This is a genomic window from Mesorhizobium sp. USDA 4132, assembly GCF_056279545.1.
On record NZ_JBWCCP010000001.1, the window covers coordinates 2450330 to 2476898 of the forward strand.

Annotated in this window: 22 protein-coding genes, 1 other RNA gene and 2 pseudogenes; 14 read left to right on the forward strand and 11 right to left on the reverse strand. The window is 61.5% G+C overall.

Features of this window, described 5'->3' with window-relative positions:
- Positions 1-48: 48 nt before the first annotated feature.
- The 5 genes from hflC to ACZ9IU_RS12660 all read right to left on the reverse strand — a co-directional run bounded on the left by hflC (position 49) and on the right by ACZ9IU_RS12660 (position 4549).
- The gene (gene hflC / locus ACZ9IU_RS12640; protein WP_038543440.1) at positions 49-999 is read right to left on the reverse strand and encodes a protease modulator HflC; all 951 of its coding nucleotides are present in this window, start codon (positions 997-999) and stop codon (positions 49-51) included.
- Positions 996-2093: an FtsH protease activity modulator HflK gene (gene hflK, locus ACZ9IU_RS12645; RefSeq protein WP_038543442.1), complete on the reverse strand. Its 1098-nt coding sequence runs from the start codon at positions 2091-2093 to the stop codon at positions 996-998. The genes hflC and hflK overlap by 4 nt, the downstream gene beginning before the upstream one ends.
- 140 nt (positions 2094-2233) lie before the next feature.
- Positions 2234-2764 (reverse strand): dihydrofolate reductase, encoded by a 531-nt coding sequence (locus ACZ9IU_RS12650; protein ID WP_038543444.1) that lies wholly within the window; start codon positions 2762-2764, stop codon positions 2234-2236.
- Positions 2761-3555, reverse strand: coding sequence for a thymidylate synthase (locus tag ACZ9IU_RS12655; protein WP_038543446.1), 795 nt, complete (start codon positions 3553-3555; stop codon positions 2761-2763). The genes ACZ9IU_RS12650 and ACZ9IU_RS12655 overlap by 4 nt, the downstream gene beginning before the upstream one ends.
- Positions 3556-3655: 100 nt before the next feature.
- Complete coding sequence (locus ACZ9IU_RS12660) at positions 3656-4549, reverse strand: NAD-dependent epimerase/dehydratase family protein (RefSeq protein ID WP_038543447.1); 894 nt, start codon at positions 4547-4549, stop codon at positions 3656-3658.
- Between the two features lie 252 nt (positions 4550-4801).
- On the opposite strand from ACZ9IU_RS12660, the pseudogene ACZ9IU_RS12665 reads away from it, so the two are divergent.
- Positions 4802-6704: pseudogene (locus tag ACZ9IU_RS12665) on the forward strand (multicopper oxidase domain-containing protein).
- A 55-nt stretch (positions 6705-6759) separates the two neighbouring features.
- Here the strand turns inward: ACZ9IU_RS12665 and ACZ9IU_RS12670 are convergent.
- Positions 6760-8109, reverse strand: coding sequence for a sensor histidine kinase (locus ACZ9IU_RS12670; protein WP_038543451.1), 1350 nt, complete (start codon positions 8107-8109; stop codon positions 6760-6762).
- Positions 8096-8773: a winged helix-turn-helix domain-containing protein gene (locus ACZ9IU_RS12675; RefSeq protein WP_038543453.1), complete on the reverse strand. Its 678-nt coding sequence runs from the start codon at positions 8771-8773 to the stop codon at positions 8096-8098. Before ACZ9IU_RS12675 ends, ACZ9IU_RS12670 begins: the two co-directional genes overlap by 14 nt.
- A 224-nt stretch (positions 8774-8997) precedes the next feature.
- Between ACZ9IU_RS12675 and ACZ9IU_RS12680 the strand changes: the two genes are divergently transcribed.
- The 12 genes and pseudogenes from ACZ9IU_RS12680 (at position 8998) to ACZ9IU_RS12735 (ending at position 15918) form a co-directional block, all read left to right on the forward strand.
- Positions 8998-9270: a hypothetical protein gene (locus tag ACZ9IU_RS12680; protein ID WP_080719164.1), complete on the forward strand. Its 273-nt coding sequence runs from the start codon at positions 8998-9000 to the stop codon at positions 9268-9270.
- Positions 9271-9411: 141 nt separating this feature from the next.
- Entirely contained in the window at positions 9412-9660 is a 249-nt protein-coding gene (locus ACZ9IU_RS12685; RefSeq protein ID WP_038543455.1) for a hypothetical protein, read from the forward strand.
- Positions 9661-9777: 117 nt separating this feature from the next.
- A complete protein-coding gene (locus ACZ9IU_RS12690) occupies positions 9778-10209 on the forward strand; it encodes a hypothetical protein (RefSeq protein WP_498957259.1) in 432 nt (143 codons plus the stop codon).
- An 88-nt stretch (positions 10210-10297) separates the two neighbouring features.
- Entirely contained in the window at positions 10298-10516 is a 219-nt protein-coding gene (locus ACZ9IU_RS12695) for a hypothetical protein (protein ID WP_080719165.1), read from the forward strand.
- Positions 10517-10521: 5 nt separating this feature from the next.
- Positions 10522-11982: a TolC family protein gene (locus ACZ9IU_RS12700; protein ID WP_038549283.1), complete on the forward strand. Its 1461-nt coding sequence runs from the start codon at positions 10522-10524 to the stop codon at positions 11980-11982.
- Between the two features lie 14 nt (positions 11983-11996).
- Positions 11997-13356: pseudogene (locus ACZ9IU_RS12705) on the forward strand (multicopper oxidase family protein).
- A gap of 31 nt (positions 13357-13387) precedes the next feature.
- On the forward strand, positions 13388-13864 hold the full coding sequence (locus ACZ9IU_RS12710; protein ID WP_038549284.1) for a cupredoxin domain-containing protein: 477 nt from the start codon (positions 13388-13390) through the stop codon (positions 13862-13864).
- A 21-nt stretch (positions 13865-13885) separates the two neighbouring features.
- Positions 13886-14170 carry a copper-binding protein gene (locus tag ACZ9IU_RS12715; protein ID WP_038543460.1) on the forward strand — a complete coding sequence of 95 codons (285 nt, stop codon included), beginning with the start codon at positions 13886-13888 and terminating at the stop codon, positions 14168-14170.
- Between the two features lie 200 nt (positions 14171-14370).
- Positions 14371-14751, forward strand: a transfer-messenger RNA (tmRNA) gene (gene ssrA, locus ACZ9IU_RS12720).
- A 120-nt stretch (positions 14752-14871) separates the two neighbouring features.
- On the forward strand, positions 14872-15378 hold the full coding sequence (locus tag ACZ9IU_RS12725) for an SspB family protein (RefSeq protein ID WP_038543462.1): 507 nt from the start codon (positions 14872-14874) through the stop codon (positions 15376-15378).
- Positions 15379-15399: 21 nt separating this feature from the next.
- Positions 15400-15594 (forward strand): DUF4169 family protein, encoded by a 195-nt coding sequence (locus ACZ9IU_RS12730; protein ID WP_038543464.1) that lies wholly within the window; start codon positions 15400-15402, stop codon positions 15592-15594.
- Between the two features lie 114 nt (positions 15595-15708).
- The gene (locus ACZ9IU_RS12735) at positions 15709-15918 is read left to right on the forward strand and encodes a ribbon-helix-helix domain-containing protein (protein ID WP_038543466.1); all 210 of its coding nucleotides are present in this window, start codon (positions 15709-15711) and stop codon (positions 15916-15918) included.
- Positions 15919-15942: 24 nt separating this feature from the next.
- Here the strand turns inward: ACZ9IU_RS12735 and ACZ9IU_RS12740 are convergent, their stop codons facing one another.
- The 3 genes from ACZ9IU_RS12740 to ACZ9IU_RS12750 form a co-directional block, all read right to left on the reverse strand.
- On the reverse strand, positions 15943-19650 hold the full coding sequence (locus ACZ9IU_RS12740) for an AsmA family protein (protein ID WP_065814774.1): 3708 nt from the start codon (positions 19648-19650) through the stop codon (positions 15943-15945).
- A 75-nt stretch (positions 19651-19725) separates the two neighbouring features.
- Positions 19726-21141 carry an FAD-binding oxidoreductase gene (locus ACZ9IU_RS12745; protein WP_038543468.1) on the reverse strand — a complete coding sequence of 472 codons (1416 nt, stop codon included), beginning with the start codon at positions 21139-21141 and terminating at the stop codon, positions 19726-19728.
- Between the two features lie 752 nt (positions 21142-21893).
- Complete coding sequence (locus ACZ9IU_RS12750) at positions 21894-22097, reverse strand: hypothetical protein (protein WP_038543470.1); 204 nt, start codon at positions 22095-22097, stop codon at positions 21894-21896.
- A 323-nt stretch (positions 22098-22420) separates the two neighbouring features.
- On the opposite strand from ACZ9IU_RS12750, the gene ACZ9IU_RS12755 reads away from it, so the two are divergent.
- A complete protein-coding gene (locus ACZ9IU_RS12755) occupies positions 22421-23257 on the forward strand; it encodes an NAD(P)-dependent oxidoreductase (RefSeq protein WP_038543472.1) in 837 nt (278 codons plus the stop codon).
- Positions 23258-23366: 109 nt separating this feature from the next.
- On the opposite strand, the gene ACZ9IU_RS12760 is transcribed toward ACZ9IU_RS12755, so the two are convergent.
- A complete protein-coding gene (locus tag ACZ9IU_RS12760) occupies positions 23367-26567 on the reverse strand; it encodes an efflux RND transporter permease subunit (protein WP_051900117.1) in 3201 nt (1066 codons plus the stop codon).
- Between the last annotated feature and the right edge of the window lie 2 nt (positions 26568-26569).

The window sequence follows — 26569 nt, forward strand, 5'->3', positions numbered from 1 at the left end:
GGTCCTGTTATGAAAGGGGCGGCATTGCGCCGCCCCAGTCCTATGGGATCAGTTCGCCGGCGCTGCGGGTGCAGCAGGCGGCGCCGGCCGCGCAGGTGCCGGCACCGGCGCGAGTGCCTGACCTGCAGACGAGTTGAAGAACCGGAAGAATTCCGAATCCGGCGACAACACAAGCGTCGTGCCGTTATCGGCAAGTGCGGCCACATAGGCGCGCATCGTGCGGTAGAACTCGAAGAAGGCCGGATCGCGCTGGAAGGCCTCGCCGAAGATCTTGTTGCGCTCGGCATCGCCCTGACCGCGCAGGATTTCCGAATCCCGCTGCGCTTCGGAGACCAGTTCGACGACCTGACGGTCGGCAATGGCACGACGCCGCTGGCCTTGCTCGTTACCACGGGCGCGGATCAGCTCAGCCTCGGCAAGACGCTCGGCCTTCATGCGCTGGAAGGTCTGCTGAGAGACTTCCTGAGTGAGGTCGGTGCGGCGGATACGAACGTCGCGGATCGCAAGCCCCAAGGTTTCCGCCGCAGCAGTGAGGTCGGTGCGAACCTCCTGCATCATCGAAGAGCGTTCGTTGGAGAGCGCCGCATCGAAATTGCGCAGACCGTAGACACGGCGCAACGCTGCATCGAGGCGGGTGCGAAGCCGCGACTCGGCCGAATCGCGATCACCCGAGACCGTTTCCCGGAAGAGGCGCGGATCGGCAATCGAATAGACGACGAAAGCGTCGACTTCATAAAACGCACCACCGCGCACCTGTACGCGGATATTGTCGAGATCGAAGCGCAAAGCCCGGTCCTCGACATACTGGACACGATCGGCATCCATGAAGGCGAATGGCAGCTTGAAATAGATGCCAGGCGCGCGTTTGACGTCCTGGATCTCACCGAAGCGGACGACGACTGCCTGTTCGCGCTCGTTGACCACGAAAACCGACGAATAGATCAGCACGAGGAGAACCGCGAGGCCGATCAGGATTGCGGGGAGTCGATTGGAGTTCATCGTGTGCCCCCCTGGGTCGTCTGCGGCTTGATCATCTCGTTGAGCGGCAGATAGGGAACCACGCCGTCCTTGTTGTCCAGAATGATCTTGCGGGAATTCTTCAGGACCGTTTCCATGGTTTCGAGGAAGATCCGCCGGCGCGTCACTTCAGGCGCGTTCGCATATTCGTTGTAGATCGAAACGAAGCGCTGCGCTTCGCCCTGCGCTTCGTTGACGACCTTGTCCTTGTAGGCGGATGCCTCTTCACGGACCTGAGCTGACTGACCGCGCGCCTGGCCGAGCTTCTGGTTGGAATACTGGTTCGCTTCTTCGACGAAACGATCCTCGTCCTGTTCGGCGCGCTGTACTTCTTCGAACGCGTCGGCCACTTCACGCGGCGGAGCTGCATCCTCGATCGGCACGGCATTGATGGAAAGGCCGGAGCCGTAGGTATCCATCGTGCCCTGGATGATATTACGCACTTCGGTCGAGATGCCTTCGCGGTTGTCGCGGAAAATGTCCTGAGCCGGGCGACGGCCGACGACTTCGCGCATGGCGCTTTCGGAAACCTGCTGCAGCGTCGCGGCCGGGCCTTCGAGGTTGAAGAGATAGGCCTTCGGATCGGTGACGGTGAACAGGACCGAGAACTGCACGTTGACGATGTTCTGGTCGCCGGTCAGCATCCAGCCGGCATTGGAGCTGGAGCCCCGCGTCGCGCCGATATTCTGCTGCTGTTCGGTGACCTTGACAATCTCGACGGTTTCTAGCGGCCAGAAATGGAAATGCAGGCCCGGCATGGAGATTTCATCCTTCGGCCGCCCGAAACGCAGTTCGACGCCACGCTCGTCCGGCTGAACGGTGTAGATGGACTGAAAGGCGAGGAAGGCGAAAATGACGATGATCACGATCGTGAAGGCGCCGCCGTTGAAGCCGCCGGGCATCATGCCGCGCAGCCTGTCCTGACTGCGCCTTATGATGTCTTCGAGGTCCGGCGGCCCGCCGCTTCCCCCGCCGCCGCGCGGGCGGTTCGGTCCCTGTCCCCAGGGGCCCTGATTATTACCGCCACCGCCGCCCCAAGGGCCACCGCCGCCACCATTCTGATTGCTCCAGGGCATCAAAACCTCTTTGTTCGTATTCGCTCCCAAGCCGCGACCCTGCCGTGCGGCATCGATCTGGCTATTGCCCGTTATAGGGATGGGGAGGCCCGCTTTCAACGCAGGTTCAATAACTTCCCGTTCAACGGTAACGAAATGTTTCAGTTTGTCGCGGCTCGACGGACATAAGTGGCGAAACGGGTCGGATAGCTGTCCTTCTCGCCGGCCGGAACAGCTATCTCCTCCACCTTGTCGAAGAGATCCGGATCGATGGCCGGAAAGAGCGTATCGCCGTCGGAAATCCCGGTTTCGACATGGGTAATGCGCAGCATGTCGGCGATCCCGATCGCCTGCGCGTAAATCTCGCCACCGCCCAGCACAAAGATTTCGTCCGAGCCGGTTTCCTGCGCCCTGCGGCCGGCAATCTCGACGGCTTCGTCAAACGATGCAGCCACATCGACGCCGTCATAATGAAAATCCGGGTTGCGGGTAACGATCACATGCGGCCGACCCGGAAGCGGCCGTCCTCCGAAGGAATCAAAGGTTCGGCGCCCGACGATGACCGGCTTGCCCAAGGTCAGCGCCTTGAAGCGCTTGAGATCCGTCGAAAGCCTCCAGGGCATGTCGCCATCGCGGCCGATGACGCCGTCCTGCGAAACCGCGGCGATGATGACGAGGCGAGGCCTGCTCACACCGCCACCGCCGCCTTGATATGCGGATCGGCCTCATACCCTTCGAGCGCAAAATCCTCGAAGCGGAAGGAGAAAATGTCCTTCACGGCGGGATTGATGCGCATCGTCGGCAGCGCCTTCGGAGTGCGGGTCAGCTGCAGCTTCGCCTGCTCGAAATGATCCGAATAGATATGCGTGTCGCCGAGCGTATGGACGAAGTCGCCGGGCTTCAGGCCGGTGACCTGCGCCACCATCATCGTCAGCAGGGCGTAGGACGCGATGTTGAACGGCACGCCGAGGAAGACGTCGGCGGAACGCTGGTAGAGCTGGCAGGAGAGCTTGCCGTCCGCGACATAGAACTGGAACAGGCAGTGGCAGGCCGGCAGCGCCATGTCGTCGAGCTGGCCGACGTTCCAGGCCGATACGATATGCCGGCGCGAATTCGGATTGACCTTGAGGCCCTCGATCAGCTGCGAGATCTGGTCGACATGGCTGCCGTCGGGGGCGGGCCAGGAGCGCCACTGGTAGCCGTAGATGGGCCCGAGCTCACCCTTCTCGTCGGCCCATTCATCCCAGATCGAAACGCCGTTCTCTTTCAGGTAGGCGATATTGGTGTCGCCCTTCAGGAACCACAGGAGCTCGTGGATGATCGATCTCAAATGCAGCTTCTTGGTCGTGAGGACCGGAAAACCTTCCGTGAGGTCGAAGCGCATCTGGTAGCCGAACACCGAGCGGGTGCCCTTGCCGGTCCGGTCGCCCCGGTCGGTGCCGGTTTCCATCACATGCCGGAGAAGATCGAGATATTGTTTCATGGGGTCAGGCCGCCGATTCCATCGTCATGGAATCATATAGTAGCACAGCTCGGCCCGACCAATCTCGTTTGATGGCTTTCCCCCGTTTTAGCGGCGCTAATCAATTGGAGACGTATTTCCGCCAGTTGTGGCTTTCGGCAAAACCCAACACCTCCCGGATCTTGCGGTTGCTGATCGGCGCCTCGAATTCACCGATCTCGCCGGTGATGGGCGTTCCGGGCGCCCAACGCTCCAGGAAGGGTCTGGTCGGCTCGCGCGCCGTGATTGTGTCGTTGACCGCATTGAAGACTTGGAAGCCCAGCCCGTCCTTTTCGACGCACAGATGCACGATCTGGCCGAGATCGCGGGCATCGATATAGCTCCACGCATTGCGCTTGCGCGACGGCGGGTCCGCGAGGAAGCCGGGGAAGCGGCTGTAGTCCTCCGGCGAGATCACGTTGCCGATCCGCAGCGCATAGATGTCTGCGCCGAAACGCATGGCAAAGGCCCGCGCCGTCTTCTCGTTGACGACCTTGGAGAGACCGTAGCTATCCATCGGATCGACATCGTAATCCTCGGTAAGCGGGAACGAATGATAGTCCTTGTCGCCTTCGGCGAAGCAGACGCCATAGGTCGTCTCGCTGGACGCGATGATAACCTTGGAGATGCCGAGCTTCATCGCCGCCTCGATGACATTGTAGGTGGAGATCGTGTTGGCCGAAAACGTCGCGTTGTCGGGCCGCATCAGGATGCGCGGCACGGCGGCGAAATGCACCACCGCATCGACGGGCGCCGGTCCCTTGCCGCTTTCCAGCCCTTTGAAGCCGAAATGCATGGAGAGCGCGTTGAAGGTCTCGCCGCCGTCCCTGAGATCGGTGATCAGCGTATTGACGCCGGGGCAATCGAGCGGCACCAAGTCGAGGTTGAACACCTCATGCCCTTGCCCAAGAAGATACGGCACGACATGCCGTCCGGCCTTGCCGCTGCCGCCGGTGAATACGATCCGCTTACCCATGACCGCGCCTCCTCAAATCCCATCCGGGCTCTGTCGCGACTGTCGATATCGTCCGCCTGCCTTTTGCGAGCCCGGTATCGCCAGCCGAAAACGACCTGTCTGGGTCAATGATGAAGCATGGCACCGCCAGCCCGTCAACGTCGATCACGCAAAAGCAGAACGCATGAAACACGCCTGGAAGCGTTTGACCCTCCAACGCTGGAAACTTGTAGCGTCCGCTCCATCTCGTGACTTCGCGATGTGGAGGAAGCCATGTTCATCCAGCCAATCGATTACCTTCTCTTCGTCTGGTTCATCCTGGCCGGCATCAGCACGCTCTACGTTGCCTGGGACCAGTTCAGGAACAATCCCGAACCGGCGGTGATGAAATGGGGCTTCATCCTTGTCACGCTCTACCTCGGGCCGATCGGCCTGCTCCTCTACATCCTGGCGGACAAGGAACCTGTGCCCGGAACGCATGAGGAATTCATCAAGCCGCTGTGGAAGCAGGGGATCGGCTCCACGATCCACTGCGTTGCCGGTGACGCCACGGGCATCATCATCGCCGCCGCGATCACCGCACTTCTCGGCCTGCCGATGTGGATCGACATCATCATCGAATACATTGCCGGTTTCACGCTCGGCCTGTTCATCTTCCAGGCTCTGTTCATGAAGAACATGATGGGCGGCACTTACTGGCAGAATGTCCGAAACTCCTTCATGCCGGAATTCATCAGCATGAATGCGATGATGGCCGGCATGGCTCCCGTCATGGCGATCCTGATGATGGGCCGCGACATGAGGGCCATGTGGCCGGAAGAAATGCTCTTCTGGGGCGTGATGGCCCTCGGCATCGGGGTCGGTTTTGCGATCGCCTACCCGTTCAATGTCTGGCTGGTCGCCAAGGGGCTGAAGCACGGGCTGATGACGGAGAGAGGCCAAATGGCCGGCGACATGCATGGGCAGCACCGACAGGAGGGCGCACATGCCTACGGAGACGACCACCGACAAGAGGAAGCCAGCAATCATCAGCGTCACGGGTCGGGGCAGGATCGCCCAAGCCGCGCATTCGCCCCTACCCGTCTCCAGATCGCGACGATGGCCGCATTCACCTCGATCATGCTGATCGCCGGCTTCGCCTACCCGTTCACCAGGGTGAATATGCATCTGGGCGCCCACGACGTCGGTGGTGCGATCATGGCCCCCCGGGATGATCATGACGTTCGATACGCCCGGCGACGCCATGCGCGACATGGCGGCGGTCGATCCTCGCCTCGCCGGTTTTCGGGCGCGGGAGACGGCGACCGGCGGCGAAGTCCTTCCGCCGCGCATCGAAGGGGACGTCAAGGTCTTCGACCTGACCGCCTCGGTGATCGGATGGTCGATATTGCCCGGCGAAACGGTGGAGGCCTACGCCTACAACAATCAGGTTCCGGGGCCGACCTTGCGGGTCGTGCAAGGCGACAAGGTCCGGATCAAAGTCACGAACCGGCTGCCCGAAAGCACCACCGTTCATTGGCATGGCCTGATCCTGCCAAACGAGATGGACGGGGCGGCCCAGATCACCCAGAAGCCGATAGAACCGGGGCAGACCTTCACCTACGAATACACGGTCGGGCAGTCGGGCACATATTTCTATCACACGCACGACCATGTGGATCGGCAGCAGTCGCTTGGCCTGTACGGGGCGCTGATCATCGATCCCAAAGATACGGCCGACGAAATTCCCGCCGATCTCGAATATACGATGCAACTTCAGGAATGGGTGAAGCGGGAGTGGCTCACATATCCCGCCATGCCGATGGAAGGCGCCCTGCCCAACTTCTTCACGATCAACGGAAAATCCTATCCCGCGACGGATACGATCAAGATGAAGGTCGGGCAGAAATTGAAGGTGCGCTTCGTCGGCTCCCACACGACGGCCATCCATCCGATGCACATCCACGGAGGCCCGTTCGAGGTCACTGCGCGTGACGGCGAGACGCTACCGCCGCCTGCCCGGTACCTAGCTGACACGGTCAACATTGCTCCCGGACAACGGTATGACGTCATATGGACCGCCCGGCGGCCGGGCAAATGGCTCGTCCACTGCCATATCCCCCACCACACGACCAACAACAATGTCGAGGTCGATGGCGGTGGCGGCTTGATGCTAGTGATCGATGTGCAACCGTGAACGAGTGCGAGGGTGACGGCGCGAAAATCGCACGCGAAGCACTGCCCCCGCAGCCTCAGATGCTGCGAAACAGAATAACCACGGACAGTCCCGGCGCATTGTCCAGCAACTCGACCTTTGCGCCATGAAGCTCTGCAATCGCTTTTACGAGGCTGAGGCCAAGACCCGATCCGACGGTGGTTCTGCTTTTTTCCAGCCGATAGAAGCGATCGAATACCCGCTCCCGCTCTTCCGCAGGAATGCCTGGGCCGTCATCGGATACGCTCAGGCAGATCGCGCCACCACGATGCGTCAAGCCCAATGTGATGGCGGAGCCGGACGGCGTATGACGGAGCGCGTTGGCGAGCAGATTGGCCAACATCTGCCTTATCAGGTCCGGATCGGCGCGAACCTGACATTCCTCTCCGGCTTCTTGTATACGAAGCTCGTAGCCGGCCTCCGCCGCAATCACGTCGTAAATGTCGTAGATGTCGCGGACCAGCGCTACGAGATCAATTGACTTGAAATGGGCAGTCCTGTTGCGGGCCTCAATCTGAGCAATCCTCAGGAGTGCGTCGAACGTGTTCGCTATCGCAGTCAGTTCGGCGAGAGCGGCCTCTACCGCGTTTTTGGCCTCTTCCATTGTTTCTGCTTGCAGAGCGTCGTCCAGGATCAGGAATGTGCGACCGATGGGCGTTTTCAGGTCATGAGCAACGTCCGTCGTCACCTGGTGCAAGGTGGCGACGCTCGCCTCCAGACGCTCCAGCGCAACGTTGACCTCCGACGATAACATGTCGATCTCGTCCATCCTCGAAGAGACCGGCAGTCGCCTCGCAAGTTCGCCGCGTCCGATGGCATGAGCGGTTTGGGACAGCTCGGAAATCCGCCGACGGGTGCGATATCTCAGCACGACGGCTCCGCCTAGCCCGACTGCGAATACGATTGCGGTGGCCCACCCGAAGCTGACCAGCACGATCCGTGCCAGTTCGTCGGTGTCGCCGTAGCTGATGCCAACGGTCAGGTCGTTCCCGTCGAGTTGGCCCCGGAACAGCTTGTAGTTTGCATCGCTTTGATGCTGATCTTTGGGTCTCAGGGTGGAGAAGCCTTTCGCAACGCCTTTCAGTTCAGCGTTTCCAGCAATCAGCGCTCCGGATGAATTCCGGAGGGTGTAGATCGTCTCTTCGCCTCGGATCGCCGGACCATGGCTGTTGATCATGCTGATTGCGCCCGGGAGACCGCGAGCCTCGTAGGCTGAACCGATTTCCCTGTATCGCTCCATAACGTTTGCGTTGAGCCGGTCGTCGAGAAAGTTCAGCACCATCTGGTAGGCGATGACGTTGGCTGCGAGGTAGGAGACGACAAACAGCGATATGTAGAGGAAGGCAAGCCGGACAGCCGTGCTCTTGAAGAAGCTACCGCCGCGCATGCAGGCTGTAGCCGGTGTTGCGGACGGTGTGCAGGAGTGGGAAATCGAACGGTTTATCGATCTTTGACCGCAACCGGCTGATATGGGTTTCGACCACCGAGCTTTGTGGATCGAAATTGAAGTTCCAGATCCTCTCCAGAAGCATCGTTTTGGTGAGCACCCTTCCCTCGTTTCGCATCAGAAGCTCCAGCAGCGTGAATTCTCTCGGCAGCAGTTCAAGAAGCACTCCAGCTCGTTCGGCAGTTCGTTTGACCAGATCGAGTTCAAGATCCCCTACGCGCAACTTCGTCTTCTCCGCAGCCATTGGCGGACGTCTGAGCAACGCGTTGATCCTCGCCGTCAGCTCCGAAAAGGCGAAAGGTTTTACGAGATAATCATCGCCCCCGGCTTCGAGACCCTCGACGCGGTCATCGACACCGCTCATGGCCGTGAGGAAAAGAACCGGGGTTCGGACAGAGGCTGCACGAAGGCTCTTTACGAGCGTCAGTCCGTCTAGTGCTGGAACCATCCGGTCTACGATCATCACGTCATAGGAAGTGTCGAGTCCGGCAGTCAACCCATCCCTGCCATCGACAACCCAATCCACGACATGTCCAGCCGACGTAAAACCTTTGAGGATATAGCTGGCCGTCTTCTCGTCATCTTCTATGAGAAGGATTTTCATAAGGCTTCCGGTTTGTAGAGCAGTGTTTTGGTCGGGCGCTCCGCGTTGCTCCAAGCGGCACGATTCAGGCTTTGTTGCGGCAGGATCTCAGCATGCCTGCCCCGCGATAGCCATGTCGGCGAACTGTTCCACCTTACAAATTTGTAAACTTGGCGAAAGGCGGCCGACAAAGCCGCGATGTAACTTCCTCACGCTGCACTACGCAGTCGAACGAGGAAAAGATCATGAATTCCAAATTCCTAATCCTATCGGTTGCTTTCGCAGCCGTTGCAGTCCCCGCTCTGGCAAACGGCCCCTTGGTCTCCGGAGCCTCCCATGTGGATGCTATTGTTCAAGGACACGGCAAACCCGGAGAAACCGCCGTTGCCAAGTCAAATAGCAGCGTGACATTCCGGGTCCTCGACAATGGCATCGTTGAGCGCACCAACAAGCAGTTCGGGACCGTCTCCGTATCCAATCCGCGTGCTGAACTGCATAAATCCCGCGACAACCGCTGACCTCGGCACCGTCCGATTCGGCGCAGACGGGTTTTCAACTGCCGTCGATCGGCCATTCCCGGCTCAACATTCAAGACATCGGCAACTCGTCGGCCATGGTCGCTAACTCCAGTGGTCGGCAATTCTGAAGGAATATCCACAATGATGAAAGCAGCTTCCGCTGCCGCGCTTCTGGCCGCAATTTTCCTGAGCACCTCCGTCCTGGCCCAGGAAGGTAGTTACTACGAAGGGGCTGACCGCAACCCTCCGCAGGAAGCATCAGCAGCCCGGGACACCAGCTACGGATATACCGGATCGATCAACAATCCGGCGCTTCGTAACGGTTGGGACACGAGCCCGAAGACAACCAACAGCGGCGACTACTACGGTGGTTCGGACCGGCCCAATTAAAGCCACTGCAATCGGTGCCCGCTGGACCTCAGATACAGCGGGTCGCCCTTCCTGCCTTCGTGGCGTTGTTGCAATGCCACACGAACGACATGAAACGGTGGTTGAAAAAGGCGTCGATTGACAAGCTCAAAGGCACTGGCAATCCTCATAGGCATGAGCGGGATGTATCGAATCACATCTAAAGCGATGGCACTGATATTCAGGCTGGTGATGATCTCGTCACTGGCCGGGTACAGCTTTTCTGCTGTCAACGCCGCGATGCATCCTGAGAGTTCCGCCCAGATCTCGCAGATCCAGGATGATCATTCCTCTCGCCATGGCGACGACGCCGTTGCGATGGCGGATGCAGATCATCACGGCGGCCAGCAAGATCACGGCAGCCCGGAGAAGTCCAAGAACTCCTGCTGCAAGGATTATTGCGGTGTTGCAGCCATCACATGCTCCGGCTCCTCGTTAAGCCATCCGCGCGTGGTTTCCATTCGCGAGTTCATTGACGACACGGACACCGTCGGTCAAAAGCCGAGCCTGCATCGCCCACCCAATATCTGAGAACTAGCACCCGCACCGCGGGTCTTGCTGTGCCTGTGCGCAAGTCGGCGCATCGGCGCAATTGCGATCTTATTCTCGGATTTTCACCATGAAACGTTTGTTCCTGGTGGTTGCCTTGCCGCTGTTTGCCAGCGGATGCGCATCCACATTGCCTGAAGTCGTTGCTTCAACAGACTACGCCGACAACCCGTCCGCCGTCAGGCCAGTCCGCTATCAAAGCCCCATCGGCAGCTACACCCATCGCATGCCCGTCGACCCGAAGCCCTGGCGCGGTCTCAACGACGCCCAGGCTCCGAAAAAAGGATGAGCGCGATGATTGCACGTCACATCAAACTCGTGTCCGCCGTCGTGCTCCCTCTCGTCGCCGCTGGTTGCGTGACGACGGACTATTCGGCCAAAGATGCCGGATTCACGAACGCCTCGTCGAAAAGCAGCGAGGCAACCGGCAAGCAAACCGTTTGGGTGCAGAACCGACAGCAGGCTCAGGCAGTCCGCGACCGCGTGAAGGCGCTGATGGCCAGGAAGACCGTCGACGTCGAGACCGCCGTTCAGGTCGCTCTCCTGAACAATAAGGGCCTTCAGGCGTCCTATGCCGATCTTGGAGATAGTGCTGCGGATGCATGGCAGACGCAGCTTTCGGTCTTGCCGACCTTCTCCGTCGGCCTGACCGGTATAGGCACTCCCGGACTTGACGCATATCGTGTTCTTGAAGGGGCTGTCGCCGCCAATATCCTGGCACTGGCAACCTACGACAAGAACATCAAGCTGGCCGATACACGGTTCCGCCAGGCCCAGCTCAACGCAGCCATAGCCACGATTTCTCTGGCTGCCGAAACGCGTCGCGCCTGGATCAATGCCGTGGCGGCATGGGAGAATGTGGCCTACCTCAACCAGGCGAAGGAAGCCGCCGACGCTGCGTCCGAACTCGCCAAGAAGATCGGCGAAGCCGGATCGATGCCGAAGGGGGAACAAGCGCGGGAACACGTATTTTACGCCGAGTTGACGGGAGAGACCGCCAAGGCAAGGCTCGAAGCGAAGCTTGCCAAGGAAGAACTGATCAGGCTGATGGGCCTCTCCGGCTCCGACATCGATTTCCAAATTCCCAACCGTCTTCCAACGCTGCCGAAGACACTGGTCAAACGCGACGACATCGAGGGTGAATCGATCCACAAACGCATGAACCTGCAGGTCGCACGCCTGGAGCTTCAGGCGACCGCTCAGTCCTACAAACTCGAAGACGTCACCCGCTTCGTCACCGACATCGAACTCGTCGGCGCCTACGAAAAGGAACGCGAGCGCGACGAGGGCAAGATCCTTTCGGATGTCGCAAAGACGGCCTCGCTGGAGTTCACGATCCCGATCTTCGATTCCGGCCAGGCTCGCCTGCGAAAGGGTGAGCTCGCCTACATGCGGGCGGCCAATCAGCTGGCAGACCTTGCGGTCAATGCCCGCTCGCAAGCCCGCTCCGCTTACCTGGCCTACAAGTCGAACTACGACATCGCACGCCATTACCGAAATAACGTCCTGCCGCTGCGCAATGCAATCGAGCAGCAGTCCATGCTCACCTACAACGGCATGATCACCAGTACCTTCGAACTGATCGCCGACAGCCGCGACAAGATCGACTCCACCATCCTCGCCGTCAACGCCAAGCGCGACTTCTGGCTCGCCGAAGCAAGCCTTGCCCCCGTCGTCTATGGCGGCGGCACCGGTTCAGGCTCGGCGGAAACCAAGGTCGCTTCGTCTGACGAGACCAAAAGCGGCGGAAACTGAGAAAGGAAACGAGAATGTTCAGTAGAAGACAATTGCTCGGGGCAGGTGCCGCCGGTGCCGCACTCGTCTCCTCACAGGCCTGGGGTCAGACCTCGAACATGGGTCTGCCGGAGGCGGCCATCATGGATTCCGCCGCAACCCAGGCGCCTGTTCGGCCATCCGTCGGTCCGGATTATAACCCGGTCGTGACCCTGAACGGATGGACCCTGCCCTTCCGGATGAACAACGGCGTCAAGGAGTTTCACCTCGTCGCGGAGCCGGTGGAACGCGAGATGGCCGAAGGCATGACCGCCTATCTGTGGGGCTACAACGGCCAGTCGCCGGGACCGACGATCGAGGCCGTCGAAGGCGATCGCGTTCGTATCTTCGTGACCAACAAGTTGCCGGAGCATACGACGGTCCACTGGCACGGCATGATCGTGCCGTCGGGGATGGACGGTGTGGGCGGTCTTTCGCAACCCCACATTCCCGTCGGCAAGACCTTCGTCTACGAGTTCGACCTCGTGAAGTCCGGCACCTTCATGTACCACCCGCATTCGGACGAGATGGTCCAGATGGCGATGGGCATGATGGGCTTCTTCGTCGTTCATCCCAAGGACCCGAAGTTCATGCCGGTGGACCGCGACTTCGTCTTCCTGCTCAGCGCGTACGACATCGATCCCGGCACCTATGTGCCGCGCGTCATGGAGATGACCGACTTCAATCTCTGGACCTGGAACAGCCGCATCTTCCCCGGCATCGATCCGCTGGGTCGTCTCGAAGAACGACAAGGTCCGCGTCCGCGTCGGCAACCTGACGATGACCAACCATCCGATCCACATGCACGGCTACGACTTCGAGGTGACGTGCACGGATGGCGGCTGGGTCCGACCCGAGGCACGCTGGCCGGAGGTCAGCATCGACATTCCGGTGGGCGCCATGCGGGCCTACGAGTTCGATGCGAAACATGTCGGGGATTGGGCGATCCATTGCCACAAGTCGCACCACACGATGAACGCGATGGGACACGAAATCCCGACGTTTATCGGTGTCGACAAAAAGGAAGTCGCAAAGAAAATCCGGCAGTTTCGTCCCGAATACGTCCCCATGGGCACCGCCGGCATGGCGGATATGGGCGAAATGTCGATGGAGATACCGGAGAACACCGTTCCCATGATGACTGGTTGGGGACCTCACGGCCCCATCGAGATGGGCGGCATGTTCTCGGTGGTGAAGGTCCGCGAAGGCATCTCGGCGGGCGATTTCACCGATCCGGGTTGGTACGAAAACCCACCCGGCACACAGGCCTGGGAGTGGACGGGAAACCTCCCCGACGCGCCCAAGGCCAAAGACGCAAAGACGCAGCCGCCTTCGAAACATTCGAGCCACGGCTGATCTAAACACTCCCAAGCAAAAGGACATGACCATGAAAACTGCAATCCTCGGCCTCCTCCTGGCCACACTCGCAACCCCGGTCCTCGCGTCGGGCAGTCATGCGGGCGGCCACGGCGAGATCGCCGCCGGCGAACCTGGAGACAAGTCGAAAGTCAGCCAGACGATCCGGATCAGCATGAAGGAGACGCCCGACGGCAAGATGATCTTCACCCCGAACGACTTCAAGGTCCGCAAAGGCCAGACCGTTCGCTTCACCATCAAGAACGAAGGCGAACTCGATCACGAATTTGTCCTCGACCAGGAAGCCAAGGTGATGGAGCACAAGGCGGTCATGGAAAAGTTCCCGGACATGGAACATGACGATCCGAACGCGATCCGCCTCAAGGCCGGCAAGTCCGGCGACATCGTCTGGAAATTCACCAACGACGGCGTCTTCAAGATCGCCTGCCTCGTTCCCGGCCACTACGACGCCGGAATGCACGGCGACGTCACGGTCGCCGACAAGTAAGCAACAAGGAAGCAAAAGCCTATGAAAACCGCTCTCAAATTTGCTGTCGTCGCAGCACTCACCCTTACATCCCCCGCCGGGGCGTTTGCTCAGGAATTCACCAAGGGCACCGTCAAGAAGCTCGATAACGGAGCCAAGAAGGTCACGCTCATCCACGAGGAGCTGAAGGATCTCGGAATGCCCGCGATGACCATGGTCTTTCAGGTCGGCGACGACGCGTTGCTGACCAAGCTGAAGGAAGGCGCCAAGGTGCAGTTCGTCGCTGAACGCGTCAACGGCAAGCTGACGGTCACGCAGGTAAAGTGACCCCAAGGCCGCGCTTCCTTCCGGCAGCGCGGCCTTACCTTTCGGAAGGCCATCCGAAAACCACGGCGCCACAGTGGCGATCGATTGCGGGGTTCAATTCTGTTTGCATGACCGCAAACCGCCGCGAGGAGGTCAATTCCTCTGGGCCCGTGCGAAAATCATCGTGACGATCGGATTATCGGGGTCTTTCACGCCGGCCACCCCTTTTCACCGAGGGGCGAAGCGCCTATATGACGGTTGCCGGACTTCGGTCCGGCTATGGCAATAAACGGCCGGTGTAATAAACCTATTGGACCCGGGGGCGGTACCCGGCGCCTCCACCAAAAACCGGTCGGTCGCATGGAAAACCTTGCGGACCGGCTTTTGATGGGGGCGAAATAGGATCGACAAGGGCTTAAAGATCGAACTTTTGCTCGGCATGATACCACCGTTATCGGGTCAAAAAGTGTAGTTGCAAACGACAACAACGCTAAGGGTTATGCTCTCGCTGCCTAATGGCGGTGCGGGAAATCCGAACTAAGTCCTTAGAGGTAGCACTTTAAGGCGGGGTCCGAAGGCACCTGGCAACAGAAGCCTTCACCTTCGCTCCCCAGTCGAATACTATGGAACTGACTCGGATGCTCGTCGGGGCTTCCCCGCACCGGGCCGGCATGGCATAACGCGTCTGACTAAAAGACGAGAGAATGGAAAGACAGGACCGTATGGGGCAGGACCACATCCGTTACGATATTCTGGCGCAGGACGCTTTGCGCGGCGTCATCCGTAAGGTTTTGACCGAGGTTGCGGCCACCGGCCGTCTGCCGGGCGAGCATCATTTCTTCATCACCTTCCTGACCGGCGCCCCGGGCGTGCGCATCTCGCAGCACCTCAAAGCGAAATATGCCGAACAGATGACCATTGTCGTCCAGCATCAGTTCTGGGACCTCAAGGTCTCCGAAACCCAGTTCGAAGTGGGCCTTTCCTTCTCCGACACGCCGGAACGCCTGGTCGTTCCCTTCAATGCCATTCGCGGCTTCTACGATCCGTCGGTGAATTTCGAACTTGAGTTCGAAGTGCCGCTCGCCGACGAGGACGAAAACACCACCGCCGAAATCACGGCCATCCCTGTCGAAGCCGTTTCCAAGTCCACCGATACCGAAGCCAAGCCCGGCGAAGAGAAGAAGCCCGGCTCCGTCATCTCGCTCGATTCCTTCCGCAAGAAGCAGTAAGCGCCGGGAGGCGCGTCAGCCATGAGCGCCGAAATCGTCAACCTTCGCCAGTTCCGCAAAGCTAAGGAACGGCGCGAAAAGGAAAAGGAGGCGGAACAGAACCGCCTCACCTTCGGCCGGACCAAGGCCGAAAAGTCGCTGACCAAGGCACGCAACGACAAGGCGGAGAAGGGGCTCGAGCAGGGCCACCTGGAAAAGCCCGGCAAGGACGACTGAGTTTCCGTCCGGTGCATATTAAGGATCTGCTAACCAGGCTTGCGCCGATCGGCTTGACGCCGGAAGTACCACAGTCTGAATAAGCGAGCTTGTTCAGAAGGTCCGGAGAGTTTCGTGATCCGCAAACATTCCGCGACCCTTCACGGTCATCGCACCAGTTTTTCGCTCGAAGACGAATTCTGGCTCGAGCTGAAAGCGATCGCCACAAAACGCGATATCAGCCTGGCAACCCTGATCGCCGAGATCGACGATCAAAGGGGTGCCGGCAGCAATCTCTCCTCGGCGTTGCGCGTCCACGTCCTCACCTGGCTCAAGTCCTCCTAAATAGATCCGAACGCGTTGCGGCAGCTATCGCTGCACCCCCGGCAGGCTCGGTATGTTGGGCGTGCCCGCGGACGGAAGGCTCGGGAAGTTCTGACGGATCGCGTCGTCGGTCGGCGGCACGATGAGTTGCGGCGGCTGGCTGATCTGGCGCTGACGCATTTCTTCCGCCGCTCGGGCCGCCGCCTCCACGCCCTGGCGCTGACGTTCCGCTTCCGCTGCCTGCTGGCGGGCGCGCTCTTCAGCCGCCGCCTTTTCGCGGGCCGCCTGCCGCTCGATTGCCTGGAAATTATAAAGCGCCACCTCGCGGCGAAGGCGCTGCTTTTCCAGAACGCTCGCCTGCAGGGTTTCCACGCGCCGCCGCTGCTGCTCGAAGGCGCGTTGCGACAGGAAATTGGTCATCGCCGCGATATCGATCCTTTCGGTGGGCGCGGCAATATCTCCCGAATAATCGAGCCGGATTGTCGGATCGCCGCCGGCCAGCGCTTCGTCGCCGGCATTGTAGGTGATCGCCAGGTTCGCGCTCAGGCGGTCGTCGAGCAGATCGAAGCGCCCCTCGCCCGACAGTTTTGTCGTGCCGACAGCGGCTGCAATATTCTGCGCCCGCGCTTCGCCCGCCGTGATCGTCACCGGAACGGTGACGTTGCCGATCGCCGCATTTCCCTGATGCAGCAGGCTGGAAACAATCGGCCGGACCCTCGCTTCCGTGATTTCTCCGCCCAGCTTGTCCACCCCGGCCATCAGGGGCTTCAGCGCATCGGGATTGATGCCGGCAATGGTCAGGCCCTTCAGCCGCAACTCGGCCGAGCCGCTCGTGGCGCCAAGGAGCTCGGCCAGGGTCTTGCCGGTCGATTCGGCGGACATGTTGAAATCCAGCTTTCCGTCGGCAACCGGCTTTCCGCCTTTCGTCCAGACGAGCGGCGCAAGATCGGCGTTCTCAGCCGAAAGCCGGGCCTGCAGAAGTCCCGTTCCGTCACCGTTCGACATCAGCAGCCGGCCGGCCAGCCGGCCGCCCTGCCAGTTGCCGGCACCATTCTCGATGGTGATGCCGCCGCTGCGATGCGTGACGCGGGCCGAAAAATCGTCGATATTGCCGAACGCGCCCGTGTGAAACGTCCGCGCCTTGACGTCGAGAGCGACATCCGCGCCGTAAAAGACCGGCGGGGCGAAGGGTTTTGAAGAAAACGCACCGCTCTTCGGATCGCTGACCGGCCCGTAGATCGCCTCGCCGAGCCAGGCGAGGTCGAGGTTGTCGAGGTTGAGCGAGCCTGTCGCCGGCATGCCCGGCGCCTTGCGGTCGACGGCGATATCGCCGCTGATCGCGTTGCCGTCCGCCGCGCCGGTGAGCGCCGCAATCTTGACCGTCTCCGGCGTCATGCTGACATCCGCATCGAGCGTGACCGGCAGACCGGTCCCGAATTGCGGCAGCGCGATACCGTTCATCAGCAGATAGGGTTCCAGATCGGCGCTCCGCAGCGTCACGTGACCGCTACCCTCCCCAAAACCGTCGCTGCCGATCCGCATGTCACCCTTGACGTCCAGCGAGGTCTTTGCGGTCGTAAACGACAACGCGGTCTTTGCCGTGGCACCCGGCCCCTGATGTACGTTGAGCAGCAGTTCGCCGGTGCCGTCTCCTTCGAAAGGCAGGGGATCGAGACCCGCCTGACCGAGAAGAACCATCGGGTCCGGATTGTCGAGCGAGGCGACGAGCGTCATGTCGGGGTCGCTGGTCAGGTCGAACAGGCCGGGAAGCTTAAGGTCGGCATTGACCGCGCTGCCGTTCGTCTTGCCCTTGAGGACGATCTCCACCCCGTTCGAGCTTCCGCCGACCGTAAGGTTTGCGCCGAGATCCGTGTTGGCGAACCAGGCGCCGTTTGCGGCAAGCCGGGCCAGAGCCGGATGCGCAGGCAGCCGGTTGCGCAGCATGGTCAGGAAGGCCGTCGGATCGCGGGAACGAAACGAGAGGTTGCCAGTGCCCGAATAGGCAAGCAGCGAGCCTTCGATGCGGCCTCGTGCCGATATCGTCGCCCCTTCGATATTGCCGACCGTCAGGCGCTCCAGCGAAAGCGCTCCGCCAGCCACGGTGAAAGCGGTATCGACATTGTTGGCGGCAACCCCGAAGGCGGTAAAACGGTCGGCCTTCAGCGTCGCTGCGACGCGGTGGTCCAGCACATCCTGACCGGCATCGTCGCCGGTCAACAGCGAGGCAAGCGCCCGCATGGCGTCGATATCGATCTCGTTGCCGGCAAGGCTCATCGACAGGTTCGGCGTCTGCCCCTGGGTCGACTGCCGTTCCAGACGGCCCTTGAGCGTCGCAGGCCCGATCGCCAGTTCGAGATTGTCGAACCGTTGCAGGTCGGGTGTGAGATTGACCTTCGCCGAAAAGCCGGCTGAGCGCAGCTGGCGCAGTTCGGGGGCCACCCGTCCGGAAAGCCAGTCGGAAAGGCCGGACGGCTGGCTGGAAGCGACCAGCATATCGCCGACGAAGGACGTCCGGTCGCGAAGCACGAGGCTGCCCTTCGCCTCCAGCTGCGTGCGGCCCGGCAGGGTCGCCACCACGTTGTCCACCGTCCAGCCACGGCCCGCCGGTCGTATGTCGAGCCTGATGTCGCGGATGGTCGTATCGTTGGCGACGATCGCCGGCAGCCTCAGGCTGGCGCGGCCCGGCACCTGCGGAATGGGAATAGACGCCGCCAGCCGGATGAAATTGTTGATGCGGCGCTGCGCCGAAGCGGCGGCATCGCGACCGGTCTTGGCCCGCGCGCCGTCGCCCAACCGGTTGACGTCGATCTGCTGGCCATCGGCCGTCAGCAGGAATTCAGGCTTGTTGCCGGTATCGAGCGTCGCCTCACCGGTCACCACGTAAGGATTGTCACTTGCCCCGACTTCAAGCCGGTATTGCGGAATACGGATGCGCTCATTGGTGACCTCGAAACCGCCCTTCAGGCGCGGTCCTGGCGGTGGCGGCGTCACCGGTTCGGTCTCGTCCTCCTCCTGCAGGAAATCAAGGGTGAAGTTGCCGTTATAGGCAGGCCTGTTGTCGGCAACGGTAAGCTCGCCGTCGAGATTGATCTCGACGGGCTGCGCATCCGGCCAGAGCCTGAGACGCAGCGGCATACGCTTGCCCTCGGCATCCGCCGTGCCGCTCGCGAGGTTGAACCGGGTCTCATAACCGTCGAGCGTCGCATTGCCCTCGCCGCGCCAGGGACCGCGCAGCGAACCTGCGGAAAAGTCGCCGGCAAAACCGGTGATCTGCCGCGATTGACCGGATTGTTCGTCGATCAGGTCGATCTCGCCGCCGGTGACATGCACGTCCTCGATGACCACGGTATGAGCCGGGATCGCGGCGCGGCTGCCGCGCATCCAGTCGAGCGTGCCGTCCTTCAGCAGCCGGACCCGCGCCTTCGGCTGCTCGATGCGCATGTCGAAGATCCGCGCCTCGCCGGAGAGGAAGGGCGCAAGCTCCATATCCATCGAGAATTGCGCGATCTGCACCAAAGGCTGGCCATCCGTATCGGCCCCCACCCTTACGTCGTGCAGGGTGACTGAGGGAAACGGCAGTATACGCGCGTCAACATTGCCGTGGACGGTGACCTTCTTGCCGATGATGCGGCTTGCCTGTTCCTCGAAGCTTACCCGCAGGCTCGCCCAGTCGACGAACAACGGAGCGAGCAGCGCCGTGAACAGCGCCACCACCACCAATCCGCCGAATGCCAACAGGATGCGTCCGAGCACGGTATCCGTCTCCCTGATCTTGCTAAGAGACTAGTTCTATTGGGTTCGCAGGCAAGTCAAGCTTGCGGGAGCATCTCATTCGGCATTCCTGAAGATCTTGCCGGGATTGAAGATATTCTTGGGATCGAGCCCCTGTTTGATGGTCCGCATCAGCTGGACTGCACCGCCCAGTTCCTCTTCCAGGAACGACATCTTGCCCTGGCCGATGCCATGCTCGCCGGTGCAGGTTCCGTCCATCGCAAGTGCCCGGTGGTTGAGACGGCCGATGAACGCCTCGACCTTGTCGACCGAAGCCGGATCCTTACCGTCGAAGAGCACCAGGACGTGGAAATTGCCGTCGCCCGCATGGCCGACGATGGGCGCCAGCAACCCCTGTTCCGCAATATCGGCCTGGGTTTCGGCTACGCATTCGGCAAGCCGCGAGATCGGCACGCAGACGTCGGTCGACAGGCCGTCGAGTTCCGGCGCCAGCGCCCGGCTCGCCCAGTAGGCATTGTGCCGCGCGTTCCACAGCTTTGCCCGCTCCTCGGCATTGGCGGTCCACAGGAAGTCGTCGCCGCTGCACTCGGTGGCGATCTCGGCAAACTGCGCCGACTGCAGCGCCACCGTTTCCTCGGTGCCGTGAAATTCCAGGAACAGCGTCGGCTTTTCCGGATAAGAGAGTTTCGAATAGGCATTGCAGGCCCGCATCTGCACGTCGTCCAGCAGTTCGATGCGGGCGACCGGAATGCCCATCTGGATGGTCATGATCACGGCGTCACAGGCGGCCTTGACGCTCGGAAAGGCGCAGACGCCGCCGCCGATCTTTTCCGGAATGCCCTGCAGCCTCAACGTCACCGAGGTGATGACGCCGAGCGTTCCTTCCGAGCCGACGAAGAGACGGGTCAGGTCGTAGCCGGCCGAAGATTTCCGGGCCCGCTGCGCGGTGCGGATTTCCTCGCCGTCGGCGGTGACGACGGTGAGCGACAGGACATTGTCCTTCATCGTGCCGTAGCGCACCGCGTTGGTGCCGGAGGCGCGGGTGGCGGTCATGCCGCCGATCGAGGCATTGGCGCCGGGATCGATCGGGAAGAACAGGCCGGTGTCGCGAAGCTCACGGTTCAGTTCCTCGCGGGTGATGCCGGGCTCGACCGTCACGTCGAGATCCGCCGGGCTGACCCGAAGCACCTTGTTCATGCGGCTGAAATCGATCGAGATGCCGCCCGACGGCGCATTCACCTGGCCTTCGAGCGAGGAACCGATACCGAAGGGCACGACCGGTACCCGATGGTCGGCACAGGCCCTGACAACGGCTTTGACGTCATCGGCGCTTTCAGCGAAGACGACGCCGTCCGGAAGCTGGGCCGGCAGATAGGTCGTCGTATGGGCGTGCTGCTCGCGAAACGACTGGCCGGTCTGAAAACGCTCCCCGAAGGATTGCTTGAGGATGCCGAGGACCGTCGAGATGCCCTCTTCGTTGCGAAGGCCCGCCTTCACGTCCTTGATCGCCATGGCCATTCTCCTCCTTGTCTTTTCAAGGGATTGGTTAGGCGACGGGTCGGGTTTTGTCCAGACGGAACAGCGGTGGGCCGATCGGGCGGAATCCGGCCTTGGCGATTTCGGTTTTTTGAATCGGACGGGGCGCTGAAAGCTGCCTCGTAAGATAAGTAATAAGTGACACCTCTCAGCGCCCCGTTCGGCGGTTAATATCCGCGACTTCGGTCCCTCTGCGATGACGGGGGTTGTGGGAACGGTTGCGTGCCCCTCCGACAGAGGGTGTCATGCACGCTCGCAGACCAGGATGCCGCAGGCCATGACTGCCGCCCGGCATCGTCTTCCACCTGCGCCGCACAATCCGGGTTTCTTGAAAAACCCTCGGACGCCGCGCGGCGCGGCCCCATCGCCCTGTGTGCCTCACAGGCACGCCCGACGCACCATGACGGAAAACGAAACGAGAAGTCGGTCCGACAGCTTCTCATCCGTCCCGCGTCGCCGGAGGGAGACCATTTTCCGCGAACCCCGAATGGAAGGACTTACGTCGTTTCCTCCCACCCGGCGCCGGTCCCGCCTCGCCGGCACGCCTGCCGGTGTATCCGCGACGGAACGGGGGGATTTTAGGCACGGGTTGGGAAGGCGGGGATGAGAGAGGTGGAAAATTAAACTAAGTCGTTGAGCCGACAGGCGGGTGAAGCTTGGGACATCCCCGCGACGGCGCTGCCAACGAACTCGAAATAGGATGCCGGCCGCGAAACCCGATGCCGAACCTAGCCCGCTATGGCTACGCTCAGCCTCTGCTGTACCTGATCGACATTGCCGCGGACATAGACGGCCGTGGGCTTGCCGCCGGTGCTGGCGAGCGCAAGAGCGACGATGGTGACTTCCTCTTCGAAGGTCGTGACGTAAAGCACCTGGGCGGGATTGATGTATACGGACTGGTTATGGGTATTCTTGAAGCCGATCAGCGCCATACGTCTCTCCTTCTGCTGCGTGGCGGGATATGCCATGCCATGCACAAGGTTGCCGCAAGTTTAACAGGCCCGGCTCGTGACCGTTGTGACGATAAGAAGTCTCGAAACCGACCACCGCAGCGAGATGTCGACGATGAGCCTCCCGTGCCGGTAAGTCCTTGCGCCCCGGCAGGGTGAGTTTCCGGGTGCCGGGCGCGAATCGCCGGCAAGGCCTTCGCGTCACGGACAGGTCTTTTTGTCCCGGCGCAAAATAGTTCACCTGCAAGTCGCCGATCGATGCTCTAAATCAGGTTCTGCCTTTATCAAATTTCAGGAGATCAGCGATGGCGACAATTGCAATCATCGGCGCGGGCGCAATGGGGAGCGGGATCGGCCGGCAGTTGGCGGAGGGCGGCGCGAGCGTGCTGACCTATCTGGAAGGCCGCTCACCCGGGACCCGCGAGCGGGCCAGGGCCGCCGGAATGGAACCCGCCTCGCTTGAAGACATTATCGGGGCGGAGATCGTTCTGTCGATCGTTCCGCCCGCCGAGGCGATCGGCGTTGCCGAACGTCTGTCCGCGGCGATCGGAGCGCGGCCAAGCCCGGTGACATTCATCGACTGCAACGCGATCTCGCCAAAGACGATGAATGCGGTCGCAGCCGCTTTCAGGCCCGGCCAGGCGAACGTCCTGGACGGCTCGATCATCGGCCTGCCGCCGCAGCCGGGAAAGGCCGGACCAAAACTCTATATCAGTGGCGACGGGGCGGACAAAAGCGCCGTTCTCGCTGCGCACGGGCTTCACGTCCGCCGGATCGAAGGGGCTGTCGGAGCGGCCTCGGCGCTAAAGATGTGTTATGCCGGCATCAACAAGGGCATGACCGGACTCGGCACCGCCATGCTTCTCGCTGCCATCGGATCGGGTGCCGACCAAAGTCTTAAGCGGGAGATGGCCGAAAGCGCGCCCGATCTCGACCGGAAACTCACAAGCGCCATTCCCGACATGTATGCAAAAGCCTATCGTTGGGTGGCGGAGATGGAGGAGATAGCCGCGTTCCTCGGCGAAGACGATCCGGCCTCGCAGATTTTCAGGGGAATGGCGGGATTGTTCCAGAAGATGGCCGAGGACCGCGCCGGTGACGGCGAGCTTGCCGGTCAGCTCAACGCCTTACTGGGCCGGTAGATCGCAAAAAACCTCGACATTATCTCTTCTGTCCCCGGATCAGGTCCGAGGACAGGCAGGATGGGAGGAAGCCAGAAACCGACGCTCTCGAAGGATCGTCGCTCGACGGTTACTCCGCGGCGAGCAGCCGTTCCTTGCCGTCCTCTTCCTCGTTGTCCTGCTTTTCCGGCTTGCGGCGGGTGGCATGCGCCAGTTCCTGATGGAACCGTGCTTCCTCGTGCACATGCGGCTTGGCGAAGCCTGCGATCAGAAGATAGGCAACCGGGGTGATGAACAGCGTCACGATGACCGCAAAACCGAGGCCGCCGACGATCACCCAGCCAAGAGCGATACGGGCTTCCGCACCGGCGCCTTGAGCCAGCAGCAGCGGCACGCCGCCGATGACGGTGGCGATCATCGTCATCATCACCGGGCGCAGGCGAAGGGCGCAGGCGGTTTCGATCGCCTCGCGCACGCTTGACCCGCGGTCGCGCAGCTGATTGGCGAACTCGACGATCAGGATGCCGTTCTTCGCCATGACGCCGACGAGCAGCACGAGACCGATCTGGCTGTAGACGTTGAGGCTCGATCCGGTCAGCACCAGTGCGATCGCGGCGCAGGCAAGCCCGAGCGGCACGGTCGACATGATGATGATCGACGACAAGACGCTTTCGAACTGCGCCGCCAGAACCAGGAAGATGATTGCGATCGCAAAACCGAAGGTCATCAGCATGGCGTTGGAGTTTTCGCCAAGCGTCTTGGCCTCCGCCATCGGCACCAGGCGGACACCGGCCGGCAGCAGCGGCTGGGCGATCGCCGTGACTTCCTTGACCGCATCGCCGAGCGCCACGCCGTCGCGCAGGTTCGACGAGATGGAGACCGACGCGAGCTGCTGTTCGCGGTTGAGCTGCGGCGCAACCGCGCCTTCCTTCAGGGTCGCGATCGTCGACATCGGCACGATCTTGCCGTCGCCGGTCTTCAGGAAGATGTTTTCAAGATCGGTCGGATCGTCGATCGGCCTTGTGGTCGAGGTGAGCTTGACGGGCAGCGCATCGCCATTGACGAAGACGTCGACGACGGAACGCCCTTCGAGCAGCGACTGCATCGCGGTCGACAGGCCGGTAATGTCGATGCCGAGGTCGGAGGCCCGCTCGCGGTCGATCGCCACCGAAAGCTGCGCCTGGGTCGGCTCGTTGGTGAGGCGCGGCGTATCGAAGAACCGGCCGCCTTCGCTTTCCATATGCGAGACGAGTTTCAGGGCGGTCGAGGTCAGGAGGTCGTAGTCGTTGCCGACCAGCGCCATCTGCAGCCCGTTGCCGGCGCCCCGGATCTTCAGGCTGTTCGCCTGCATGGTGAAGCCGCGCAGCGCCGGAACCCTGAGCGCTGCAGCATTGACGTCGGCAGCGATCTGGTCCTGGCTGCGGGTGCGCTCGTCCCAGGGCGCCAGCGTCAGGACCATGAAGCCGCTATTGGTGTTGCTGCCGAATCCCGAGATCGAGAACACATTAGTGATCTCGCCGGAATCGCGCAGCGACTTCAGGTTCTCCTCGACACGCTGCATCTGATCGCGCGTATAATCGAGGCTGACGCCCTGCGGCGTCGTCAGGCGCAGCATGATCGTGGCGCGGTCTTCCCGCGGCGTCAGCTCGCTCTTGACGAGGCCGAAGACGTTGTAGGCGGCGACCGAGAAGACCACCGAGACGACGATGACGACAAGCGGCGCGTTGAGGCAAAACCGCAGCGAGGACGCATAGACGCTGGCAAACGCGTTGCCGAAGGCGCCGAGCAGGCCGTGGTCTTCCTTCATCGGCTTGGTCAGCATGCGCGACGCAAGCATTGGGCAGAGCGTCAGGGCGGTCACCGACGACAGCGCCACCGAAAAGGCGAGAACGAAGCCGAATTCCTTGAACAGGCCGCCGATCTGGCCGGGCAGGAAGGACAGCGGAATGAAGACGGCCGCGAGCGTCGCGGTCGTCGCGATGACGGCGAAAAACACTTCCTGGGTGCCGAGCACGGAGGCGGCGCGCGGTCCCATGCCTTCCGCCCGTCGTCGGACGATGTTTTCGAGCACGACGATCGCGTCGTCGACGACCAGACCGGTCGCCAGCACGATGGCGAGCAGCGTCAGGATGTTGATCGAGAAGCCGACGAGATAGATCGCCACCAGCGTGCCGATCAGCGCCACCGGCATCGTGATCGCCGGGATCAGCGTGGCGCGCCAGTCGCGCAGGAACAGGAAGATGACCACGACGACGACCGCCGCCGAGAGCATCAATGCGGTCTCGACTTCGTGCAGCGCGCCCTGGATGAAGATCGCGTCGTCGCCGGTAACCGCGATGCGGGTGCCTTCCGGCAAGGTCTTCTGCATCTCCGCGACGGCGGCCTTGACGCCTTCGGAAATGTTAAGCGTGTTGGACTGCGCCTGGCGGATAATGCCGAGGCCGACGCCCTGCACGCCGTTGGCGCGCAACACGGTCGTGCCGTCGTCCGGGCCGAGCGCCACGGTCGCCACATCGCGGATGCGGACGTTCGGCCCGATCAGCACGTTTTCGAAATCCTGCGGCTTGGTGAGGCTGGCGGTGGCGCGAACGACGATGTCCTGCGTCGTGCTCTTCAGCGAACCGGCCGGAACGTCGAGAGCGGCGCTCGACAGCGCCTTGGAAACGTCGGCAACGGTCAAGCCGCGACCGGCCAACGCAGCCTGGTTGATGTCGACGCGGAATACCTTGTCCTGGTCGCCGTAAAGTTCGACGTCCGCCACACCTTCCACGGCGGCGAGGCGGTCGACGACCGCGTTTTTGACCAGCTGGGTCAGGTTTTCCATCGACATCTTCGAGGATGTCACCGCCAGGCGCATGATGGCGTCGGAATCGGCGTCAGCCTTGACGATGCGGGGCTCGTCGGCATCTTCCGGCAATTTGTTGATGACCCGGCCGACGGCATCGCGCACATCGTTGGCGGCTTCCGACAGGTTGATTCTATCGGAAAATTCCATCGTCACGCGGCTGGAACCGAACTGCGATTGCGATGACAGCGCCTTCAGGCCGGACACGCGGGCGACCGCGCCTTCGATGACCTGGGTGACTTCCTGGTCCATCGTCTGCGGCGAGGCGCCGTCGTAATTGGTGCGTACCGTGATGACCGGCTGGTCGACGTCGGGAAGTTCACGCACTTCGACGCCGGCAAGCGCCGCAAGACCCGCGACGACGAGCAGCGTGTTCAGGACGGCGGCAAGAACGGGCCGGCGGACGAAGAGAGCGGTGAAGCTCTGGCTGGATTTCTCCGCATCGCCCTTCCCCTCGTCGTCGTGGCCATGCCCCGGAAGCTCCATCT